This window comes from Promicromonospora kroppenstedtii DSM 19349 (assembly GCF_000515355.1).
GTDB classification, from domain to species: Bacteria; Actinomycetota; Actinomycetes; order Actinomycetales; family Cellulomonadaceae; genus Promicromonospora; species Promicromonospora kroppenstedtii.
On sequence record NZ_KI911603.1, the window covers coordinates 19,032 to 27,266 of the forward strand.

Annotated in this window: 6 protein-coding genes; 1 reads left to right on the forward strand and 5 read right to left on the reverse strand. The window is 70.5% G+C overall.

Annotated elements, in window-relative coordinates:
- A partial coding sequence (locus PROKR_RS03435; protein WP_245605680.1) for a siderophore-interacting protein occupies positions 1-676 on the reverse strand: 676 nt, incomplete at its 3' end.
- 155 nt (positions 677-831) lie between these two features.
- On the opposite strand from PROKR_RS03435, the gene PROKR_RS03440 reads away from it, so the two are divergent.
- Positions 832-1,998: a nucleotide sugar dehydrogenase gene (locus PROKR_RS03440; protein ID WP_036959516.1), complete on the forward strand. Its 1,167-nt coding sequence runs from the start codon at positions 832-834 to the stop codon at positions 1,996-1,998.
- 113 nt (positions 1,999-2,111) lie between these two features.
- Here the strand turns inward: PROKR_RS03440 and PROKR_RS03445 are convergent, their stop codons facing one another.
- The 4 genes from PROKR_RS03445 to PROKR_RS33700 all read right to left on the reverse strand — a co-directional run.
- A complete protein-coding gene (locus tag PROKR_RS03445; RefSeq protein ID WP_036959517.1) occupies positions 2,112-3,509 on the reverse strand; it encodes a polysialyltransferase family glycosyltransferase in 1,398 nt (465 codons plus the stop codon).
- Positions 3,510-4,472 carry a glycosyltransferase gene (locus PROKR_RS03450; RefSeq protein ID WP_036959518.1) on the reverse strand — a complete coding sequence of 321 codons (963 nt, stop codon included), beginning with the start codon at positions 4,470-4,472 and terminating at the stop codon, positions 3,510-3,512.
- 115 nt (positions 4,473-4,587) lie between these two features.
- Positions 4,588-6,735, reverse strand: coding sequence for an acyltransferase family protein (locus tag PROKR_RS03455; protein WP_051432631.1), 2,148 nt, complete (start codon positions 6,733-6,735; stop codon positions 4,588-4,590).
- Between the two features lie 102 nt (positions 6,736-6,837).
- A partial coding sequence (locus PROKR_RS33700) for an N-acetylmuramoyl-L-alanine amidase (RefSeq protein WP_211240017.1) occupies positions 6,838-8,235 on the reverse strand: 1,398 nt, incomplete at its 5' end.

Below are 8,235 nucleotides of genomic sequence, written 5' to 3' on the forward strand. Positions count from 1 at the left end.
GGACGCCCAGCGCCGCGCGGGCCCAGCGGCGCAGGTCGCGCACGCAGCCGGCCTCACCGTGCAGGAACGTGTGCGGGGCGCCGTCGGGCAGCTCGGCCGCCTGCACGACGTCGACCAGGTTCGCGCCGGCGGACCGGTGGACCCAGGTGAGGTGGAGGTTCGCGGAGCTGATGATCGGCTGCTCCTCCGACGCGTCGGAGACCTCGACGAAGACGTGCGCCACGGCGTCGTCGGGCATGGCCTCGCACGCGGCCGCGATGGCCGGGAGGGCGGACTCGTCGCCTGCCAGGAGGTGCCACGGGGCGTCCGGGGACGGCGCGTAGTCGCCGCCCGGGCCCACGAAGGAGACCTCGTCGCCCGGCTGGACCCGCTGCGCCCAGGGGCCGCCGTGGCCCACGTCGCCGTGCGTGACGACGTCGATGTCCCAGCCGGCGTCGGTCACCGCGCGGATCGTGTAGGTGCGCAGCACCGGGCGGCCCTCGGGCTCGGTGGGCTCCGCCATGACCAGCTTCACGTAGCGGTCGGGGAACGGCGTGGGGTCGGTGCCGGCCAGTGCCTCACCGCCGATCGACACCCGGATCATGTGCGGCGTGAGCTGCCGGACCGCGGTCACGGTCGCCGTGGTGCGGACGCCCTTGCGGGGCCTTGCGGGGGATGCGGCGGTGTTCTCAGGCATGGTGAGGCAAGCCTAACCTCGCAGACGCTCGCGCGCGGGTGTGGCGTGCGTCACTGGGCGAACCGCGGGTGCTCGGACCTGGGGCCGATGAGCGGGAGCCCGCCGCGCGCCTACCATGGGCGCGTCGTCCAAGTCTTCCTGTCAGGAGCATCGTCGTGAAGATTGCTGTTGTCGGTACGGGGTATGTCGGGTTGTCGAACGCGGTGCTGCTCTCCCAGCACCACGAGGTGTTCGCGCTGGACGTGGACCCCGTCAAGGTCGCGCTGGTCAACGACCGTAAGTCACCGATCGTGGACGCGGAGCTGGAGCAGTACCTGGCCGAGGTCGACCTGAACCTGACCGCGACCCTGGACAAGGACGCCGCCTACCCGGGCGCGGGCGTGGTGATCATCGCGACCCCGACGAACTACGACGAGGTGACCAACTTCTTCGACACCTCGTCGGTGGAGACCGTGATCGCGGACGTCCTGGCCACCACCCCGGACGCGACGATCGTGATCAAGTCGACGATCCCGGTCGGGTTCACCGCCCGGATGCGCGAGGAACACCCTGGTGCGGCGATCGTGTTCTCCCCGGAGTTCCTGCGTGAGGGCCGGGCCCTGTACGACAACCTGCACCCCTCCCGGATCGTGGTCGGTGACCGCGGCCCGCGGGGCAAGCAGTTCGCGGACCTGCTGCTGGAAGGCGCCCTGACCAAGGACACCCCGGTGCTCCTGACGGACGCGACCGAGGCCGAGGCGATCAAGCTGTTCGCCAACACCTACCTCGCGCTGCGGGTGGCGTACTTCAACGAGCTCGACACCTACGCGGCCACGCACGGCCTGGACACCGCGCAGATCATCGAGGGTGTGGGTCTGGACCCGCGGATCGGTACGCACTACAACAACCCGTCCTTCGGGTACGGCGGGTACTGCCTGCCCAAGGACACCAAGCAGCTCCTGGCGAACTACGCCGACGTGCCGCAGAACCTGATCAACGCGGTCGTGGACGCCAACACCACCCGCAAGGACTTCGTCGCCGCGGACATCCTGCGTCGGGAGCCGAAGACCGTCGGGGTCTACCGGCTGGTGATGAAGTCCGGGTCGGACAACTTCCGGGCCTCCTCGATCCAGGGCATCATGAAGCGCATCAAGGCCAAGGGCATCGAGGTCATCGTCCACGAGCCCACGCTGGACGAGGACGAGTTCTACAGCTCCGAGGTCGTCCGCGACCTGGACACGTTCAAGGCGCGTGCGGACGTGATCATCGCCAACCGGCGTACCGAGGCCCTCGACGACGTCGCCGACAAGGTCTACACCCGCGACATCTACGGACGGGACTGACGCCGGGCGTCGTCGGACCACCGGACGGCGCCGTCGTACGACGAGAAGGGCCCCACCGCTGCGCGGATGGGGCCCTTCGTGATGCGCGTCCGGTTGCTGCCGGACGGCAGCCGCTAGTGCGGCTGGAACCTGATCGCCTTGCCGACCGCCGCGAGCTTCCGCAGCCGCCGGTTCTTGCGGATCAGCCGAGCCGCGACACGGCGGGCCTTACGCTCGACGCGGGCCTGGTAGGACACCGCGGCCGGCGGAGCGACGACGAGCGCACCGGCGTCGGTCGCGGAGGCCTCCGGGTCCACGAAGTACTTCACCGCCCACGGGGCCTGCGCGAGCAGCTCGTCGCGGCGCCCACCCGCCTGCTCCTCGAAGTGCCCCGGCTGCATCGCGCGGGCGACCTCCTCGACGAGGAGCTGCACGTCGACGTCGGCCGGCTTGCGGACCGAGAGCGCGGCGGTGGTCTCGTCCCACTCGACGCGGTTGAGCCGCACGTCGGTGATCGCCAGCGGGATCCGGTTGCTGTCCTCGAAGCGGGGCAGACGCGTGAGCACCTTGTCCACGCCCACCGCGTACCCGGTCATGCCATAGGTCTCGACGGCGGTGGACAGACCCGTCGAGAAGCAGCCGATGGCGGCGACCGGACCCAGGCGGTCGTAGAGGATCTCCACGGGCACCGGCTCCTCCAGGACCTTCAGCTCCACGCCCAGCGATCGGCCGAGGTCGACGAGGCTGTGGGTGAAGGCGGGCGGAGCGCTCGGGTGGGGCTTGAACGCGATCGACGAGAAGCCGAGCGCCACGGCGGCGCGCAGGAGCTCGTGGTGCAGCTCCTCCTCCTCGTCCTCCGAGAGCAGGCCGAGCGCGGCGAGGTACTGGCCGAGCATGATCGCCTCGACCGGCTCGTCGGGGAGGGCGCCCTCGTCGTCGCCCTCGAACGCCGACTTGCCGTACTCGTGCACGACCGCCCGGAAAGCCTCGGCGGGCACGACCACGTTCTCGATGCCGTGCTCGCTGAGCAGCACCGGGCGCAGCCCGCCGGCGAGGTCGAGGTACAGGAGCCGGCGCAGGCGCGCCGCGACGCTCGGCCGGATGGCCTTGCGCGTGGGGCCGTAGCTCATGAGCCCGTCCGAGACGACGTCGATCGGCGCGCCCTTGAACAGCTTGGTCAGGGTGGTCGACGGCCGCACGGGCAGGGACTGCAGCGTGATGCCGAACTCACCCTCGATACCGGCGGCCTCGAGGATCTTGTCCCGCCAGGTGTCGAGCTTGCTCGACGGCGGGTTCCAGGCGCGCGGGTGGTACGGGAAGATCAGCTCGTTGAGGGACAGCACGCGGTCGAACCGGCTGGCGAGGGAGTCGAACCCCTGCTGCTCGGTCAGGCTCCGGCCGATCTCGGGGATCTTCGCGTTGTTGACCACGAGCAGCACGCGCTGCCCGGAGTCGCGGTACAGCCCGGAGTCGATGGCGGCCGCCATGGTGGCCGCCGCCATGAACGTCGGGGCGATGAACAGCTGATCCATTCAGCGAACCTCGATCCGGAGAATCTTCTTCAACACGATCCGCGTGGGGAGGTCGAAGTGCTTGAGGGCCGCCTTCACCGCTTCCTTCGGGAAGGAGTTCAGGAAGGCCGCTGACCGGTGGTAGAGCTCGCTCTGGAGCTCGGGCGAGAGCCGCGCGCGCATCGAGACGTGGAACGCGACGATCCGGCAGGCGCCGTACGCGGCCTTCTCGATGTAGTCCTCGTTCTCGGTGGCCAGCGCGAGGTCACGGATGCCGGCGTACGCGTCCAGGAAGTGCAGCGTGCTCCGGTTGCCGGCCTGGGTGAGCGCCGTCGGGTTGGCGTCCTTGCGGTAGAAGTAGCCCTGGAGGCCCACGACCGCGGTGGACTCCGTGTTCAGGTGCAGGCGCCAGAACCAGGGCCGGTCGGCCGCGGTGCGCAGCGACTCGTCGAAGGCGAAGAGCTCGGGCGCGATGCGCTCCCGGTCGTACATGCCCGCCCAGAGGTACGGGTAGTCGACCATGGTGCGGCTGCCCTTCAGCCCGATCTGCGACCTCGGGTCGAGGGCGACGTCACGCACCTCCTCGGGGGCACGCTTCACGCTGCGGTTCATCGCGTCGACCCGCACGTGGTCGGTCCGGATGAAGTCGACGTCCAGGCGCTTGAGCCCGTCGAGCGTCTCCACGAGGTGCCCCGCCTGGTACCAGTCGTCCGCGTCCAGGTAGGTCAGGTAACGACCGTCGGCCTGCTCGAGCGCGAGGTTGCGCGACTTGGCCACACCGTAGTTCTCGGGGTTGCGGATCAGGGTCAGCCACGGCATCTTCTCCGCGGCCTGCTCCAGGATCTGCGGCGTCTCATCGGTCGAGTGGTCGTCGATGAGGATGAACTGAAAATCGTCCCGATAGTTGGATCGAATAGTCGCCAGACAATTCGGCAGAAATGTTGCCGCATTGTAGACCGGCACGATCACGCTGAGAGTCGTCACGGCTCCATCCTGAGGTAAGTTGCCGCCGGCGCGGGAGTGCACGGGAGCACGTTCGGGGGCCGTGCCCGGACTCACCGTCAGCCGACCAGCAAGCCTGCTGGGCCCAAGTAAAGTATCACCGATCCCGTGTCGCTTCGGTGTGACCGGACACGGGTCCTTCCTTCGGCCAGAGCCCTTCGGCGATGTAGGGCTGGAGGCTCCGCGCGTAGGTGTCCGTGACGTGGTTGTTGTCGCGGTAGACCATCACGTTTCCGACCACCGGCATGCACCGTTCCGGCCCGCAGTAGCGGTCGGTGAGGTCCACGATGCGGACGCCGGCGATGCGGGCGGCGTCGCGCAGCGTCTTGTGCCCGGGGTAGTCGAAGGCCTTCTCGCGGGACACCGCGCAGGAGCCCGGGTCCTGCGCGTGGTCGGCCACGCACTCCAGGACGTCCGCGCGCGGACGAGGCGCGTCCTTGATGACGACGATCCGGGAGCCCACCGCCTGGAGCGCGTCCCAGGCCTTGACGAGGCCGCCGACCCCCGGCTCGTAGCCGGGGACCGTGCCCTTGAACAGAGAGTCGGCGAAGATCCCGGTCACCACGAGGTCCGGCGCCTCCGCCACCAGCGCGTCCAGCGTCTCCTGGTTGGCCCGCAGACAGGCCTTGGAGTACTGCATCTCGCGGGCATCGAGCGAGAACGGGCACGAGTTGTGCAGGTAGGTGACGACCCGCCAGCCCCGTTCCCGCGCGGCCTCGACCACGGGCGAGGCGAACATGCGCACGTGCGAGTCACCCACGAGCGCGAGCGTGCGCCGGCCCGCCGGATCACCGAACTCGCAGCGCGGCGTGGTGCCGGCGGTCGCGTTGGCGGCGCAGGCCGCGTAGGTGCGGCTCAGCTCCTTGTGCACGTCCTGGAGGTTGGGCACGATCACCGGCCCAGCCTTGTCGACGAAGGCCGGCACGTTGCCGCCGTCGACGGCCTCGGCGCCGAAACCGGACCCCAGGCCGACCTCTACGCCCTGGGCCTCCTGCTGCCACTCCTGCTCCTGGACCTGGGCCCGGAACATGGGCGTCACGGCGACGCCCGCCGTCACGGCCATCGCGGTCGCGGCGGCCAGCAGCACACGGGTGTTGCCCCGGCCCGCCCAGCGCGCGGTACGCACCGGCCGTTCCACGAAGGTGTAGCTGAGGTGCGCCATGAGGAGCGAGAGGGCCAGCAGGCCGATCGACTCCAGCGCGTGCGGCTGCCGGTTCGCCCAGGCCTCGAACCCGATGATGATCGGGAAGTGCCAGAGGTACACGGAGTACGAGACGTTGCCGAGCCACTGCACCCAGGACCGGTCCACGAGCCAGGTCAGCGAGCCGGCGCCCGACGTCCGGCCCGCGGCGATGATCGCCGCGGCCCCGAGCACCGGCACGAGGGCCGCGAAGCCCGGGAACGGGGTCTTCGGGGTCAGGACGAGCGCCCCGGCGATGATGGTGGCCAGGCCGGCCAGGGCCAGCAGGGAGCGGCCGGCCGCGAACCGCGAGGTGTGCCGCAGCACGACGGCGAGCAGGCCGCCCGCGCCGAGCTCCCACAGCCGGGTGGTCGTGGCGAAGTAGGCCGCCGCGTCGCCGGCGCGCACCTGCTGCACGCTCCAGACGAACGAGGCCACCACGATCAGGCCGAACAGGACGAGCAGCACGCCGTGCAGCGCGCGGACCCGGTCGCGCGCGACTCGCCGCACCAGCAACGCGCCGACGACCACGACGATCGGCCAGAGCAGGTAGAACTGCTCCTCGACCGCCAGGGACCAGAAGTGCTGGAACGCCGTGGGCGCGTTGTCCGCCGCGAGGTAGTCGACCGAGTCCGCCGCGAGCACCCAGTTCTGCACGTAGAACACGGAGGCCAGCGCCTGCCGCTGCAGGTCCGCCCACTCGGTGACCGGGACCACCAGCGGCGCCAGGGCCGCGGTCACGCCGATCACCACGAGCCCGGCGGGCAGGATGCGGCGGGCGCGGGCGGCCCAGAACCGGCCGAGCGAGAGCCTGCCGGTCTTCTCCACCTCGCGGATCATGTGCCCGGTGATGAGGAACCCGGAGATGACGAAGAAGACGTCGACCCCGATGTACCCACCCGGGAGCAGCTCGGGCTCCAGGTGGTAGACGACCACGAGCGCGACGGCGAGGGCGCGCAGCGCCTGCACCTCGGGCAGGAAGCGACGCCGCGGCTCGGGCCGCTCCGCATCGCTCGTCGGTGGTGCCGGCACGTCAGCCGTGCCGACCGTGGTCGAAGCGTGCATGGAGGAGCCTTTCACCCACGGACATCACAGAGGCCGGACGGACGCACAGCCGACGAATCTTACTCAGGGGACCAGCGGGCGGAGGTTGCCACCGCGTTCGGGTCAGAAGTCCCGGACCAGGGCGATCCCACTCACGCGGACCTCCCGGGAACCGATGGTCTCCAGTGCAACACCCCCGCTGCGGTGACTCGCCAGACGAACTGTGAACACAGTGTGGTCGCTCGGCGCACCCGACAGATCGATGACGCCGGCGCTGGAACCCGCGAAGATGACCCTGACCCGACCGTAGCCCGGGCCGGTCGGGGCCACCACTCGCACCTGCGACGCCTGCCGGACGTCGCTGACCTTGATCCGTGCCCCGTCCCGGGCGACCCGGTAGGCGTAGTCGGCGTGATAGTCCCCGTCGTGGACCTTGCGCCAGCCGCCCCGCAGGTCCCACTGGGCCGGGACGGTCTCGCGCGAGGTCCGCACGAGCGTCCGCAGCTCGCCGCGGTGATGGTTGCGGTCCAGCGCCCGGACGGCGTACCAGGCGGAGCGCCCCGGGTCCGTCTCCAGCACCGCCGACGTACCGGTCACCGTGCGGACCGTGTACCAGTACGGCTTGGTCGGCATGTTCGACGAGTATCGCGCCGTCCGCGCGAGGATCTGGTAGCGGTTCGCGCCGGGTACCCGGTCCCAGCTGTAGCGCTGCTTGGCGCTCCACTGGACGGGCGCCTGCAGCGACGTCGGCCGGTGCACCACGGGCGCGCGGCGCATCGTGGGCTTGCCGTACCGGGACACCGCGGAGTCCACGCGGCTGTCCACCGCCCGGCGGATGTCGTCCAGCCGCTGGTTCAGATACGCACCAGGGCAGGCCGTGTTGTTGGTCAGGCGGTGCCCGAGGATCCGCGGCACCCGGACCCTCTGCCCCGGCGAGGTGCGCGACGTGTCGCCCGCGACACCGCGGTCGGTCAGCGTCGCGGTGCCCCACGGGTTCACGCGGTACTGGTACGCCTTCCAGGCGAGGACCCGCACGATCCCGGAGATCAAGGCCGACGACGGTCGTGCGACGTCGAAGCTCCCCATCGCGGAGACGCCGATGGTGCCCGTGTTGAAGCCGCCCGCCTGCGCCCCGATCGGGTTGTCGTACACGGCGCCGGTGCGGCCCTGGAAGATGGTGCCGAACCGGTCGACCAGGAACTGGTAGCCGATGTCCGGCCAGCCCCGCGACTTGGTGTGGTACGCGTAGATGCCCCGCACGATCGCGGCCGACTGGGACCGGCTGTACGAGTTGGTCCCCGCTGTGTGGTGCACGTACATGGCCTGCAGGTCGCCGGAGACCTCGGGCCACGGGTCGGACAGCGACTCGTCGGCGCCCCACGACCCGCGGCTGACCGTCTTGGGACGGATCTCGTAGCCGGTGGCGGCGTCGGCCGTGGCCGCGGGGCCGGGCGTGGTCCCCACCGCCGCGTCGGCCGCGGAGCTGCCGGGATCGACGACGTCGACGCGCAGGTCGGCCGG

Excerpts from the sequence above, each read along its gene's own strand:
- PROKR_RS03445 (WP_036959517.1), bottom strand. The coding sequence starts at position 3,509 with ATGGATCAGCTGTTCATCGCCCCGACGTTCATGGCGGCGGCCACCATG.
- PROKR_RS03455 (WP_051432631.1), bottom strand. The coding sequence starts at position 6,735 with ATGCACGCTTCGACCACGGTCGGCACGGCTGACGTGCCGGCACCACCG.